The organism is Thiofilum flexile DSM 14609 (assembly GCF_000380185.1).
GTDB lineage: Bacteria > Pseudomonadota > Gammaproteobacteria > Thiotrichales > Thiotrichaceae > Thiofilum > Thiofilum flexile.
Map to the genome: position 1 here is coordinate 1 of NZ_KB904809.1, position 1,712 is coordinate 1,712.

The window sequence follows — 1,712 nt, forward strand, 5'->3', positions numbered from 1 at the left end:
ACTCCCTCGCGTCTTAGTCTGTCCATTTTTGGTGGGGTAGATCAGGTGGGTGATATCACCTATGTGTGGACAGAAGAAGGTTGGCTTTACTTGGCTGTTCTCCTCGACCTGTACTCGCGTCAAGTCATTGGTTGGGCGATGGGCGTTTATATGACAGCTCAACTCGTGTGTGATGCCCTGCAGATGGCGATAGGAGCGCGTCAGCCACCGAATGGGGTGATCGTCCATTCGGATCGCGGCAGTCAATATTGCTCCCACGCTCACCGAACCTTACTAGAGCGCTATCAGCTCAAGGGTAGTATGAGTGCTAAAGGCAACTGCTATGACAATGCCTGTGCGGAGAGCTTTTTTCATTCCCTGAAAGTAGAATGTCTTCACGGTGAGCGAGTCGCTACTCGCGAGGCCATGAAACGCATCGTTTTTGACTATATCGAAGTCGATTATAACCGTAACCGCTTACGCAGTACCTTGGGCTATCTCAGCCCAATGGACTTTGAAGCACTACCCCTCACAAGTTGAGGTGTCCGCTAATTGGGGGTCAGATCAGTGAGTGTATAGTCTAGGCAATGCTTACCAGTGAAAAGTAGCCATACTTGCTATTCATACGCTGAAACCTTAAGACAATTCTGATTCATCTCTATGAATGCGGTTAACATTTAGACATTAGATAGAGCAAGGATTATTTTGTATTAAGCTCCTTCAACGCTTGTTGAGCTGGAGCATAGCCTTGTTTCGCTGCCTTAGTATACCACAACACAGCCTTACTCTTATCTTGTTTGACTCCCTCTCCGTTGGCATACCTAACTGCAAGGTTATACTGTCCAAGATCGTAGCCTTGTTTCGCTGCCTTGGTATACCACAACACGGCCTTTTTCTTATCTTGTTTGACACCCTCTCCAGTTATATACATAGTCCCTAGATTATTTTGTGCAACCGCATTATCTTGTTTTGCTGCTTCAGTATTTAGCTTGAGCGCCTTGCTCAAATCTTTATTAACTCCTAACCCTGCTTGGTACATCCACCCAAGGTTAGCTTGACTAGGAATATAGTCTTGTTCGGCTGCCATAGTAAACAATTGCATGGCCTTATTTAGATCTTTCTGAACCCCTTCTCCATCCCTATACATAACCCCTAGATCATCCTGAGCAGCAGCATCACCTTGTGTTGCTGCCATAGTAAACAATTGTATGGCCTTATTTAGATCTTTCTGAACCCCTCGTGCATTTCTATACATAACTCCAAGCCGAGATTGAGCCAAAAGATTGCCTTGTTCGGCCAAAGGTTCTAAGAGTCTTAATGTTGTCGCATAATCTTTATTTTTATAAGCAATAAGAGCTCTTTGATAATCTTGGGCGGCATCTGCTAATACTACTGAACCGCTACCCATGGCAAAACTTAAGCATAAAACCTGTATAAAATGTCTCATGATTATCTCCTTCATCAAATAAAACGAATTGAATCTAAATAGATATAAAATGTTATAAAAAGTTTCATAACATGAAAACTCTAAGCCTCCAAATATGAGGATGTCATTATTGATGCAGGTGGACGTGACTGATGACTGATCTACCCCATCAAAAATGGACAGTCTAAGATGCGAGAGAGTTATAAAAATCGGCTTCACATTGTATCGGGCTTCGATACTGATTAGCTGAGTGTAATCGGGTTCGGTTATAGTCCACCTCAATATAATCAAAGACGGTCTGGCGCAG

At 43.5% G+C, this 1,712-nt stretch carries 3 protein-coding genes; 1 reads left to right on the forward strand and 2 read right to left on the reverse strand.

The features are described from left to right. The coding region (locus tag A3IK_RS19785) for an IS3 family transposase (RefSeq protein ID WP_020560970.1) at positions 1–519 on the forward strand (519 nt) is incomplete at its 5' end. A gap of 160 nt (positions 520–679) precedes the next feature. Here the strand turns inward: A3IK_RS19785 and A3IK_RS0115950 are convergent. Both A3IK_RS0115950 and A3IK_RS21210 read right to left on the reverse strand, forming a co-directional pair. After that, a complete protein-coding gene (locus A3IK_RS0115950; RefSeq protein ID WP_020560971.1) occupies positions 680–1,426 on the reverse strand; it encodes a tetratricopeptide repeat protein in 747 nt (248 codons plus the stop codon). Positions 1,427–1,589: 163 nt separating this feature from the next. Further along, positions 1,590–1,712: IS3 family transposase (locus A3IK_RS21210; protein WP_162596676.1), on the reverse strand; the 123-nt coding region annotated here is incomplete at its 5' end.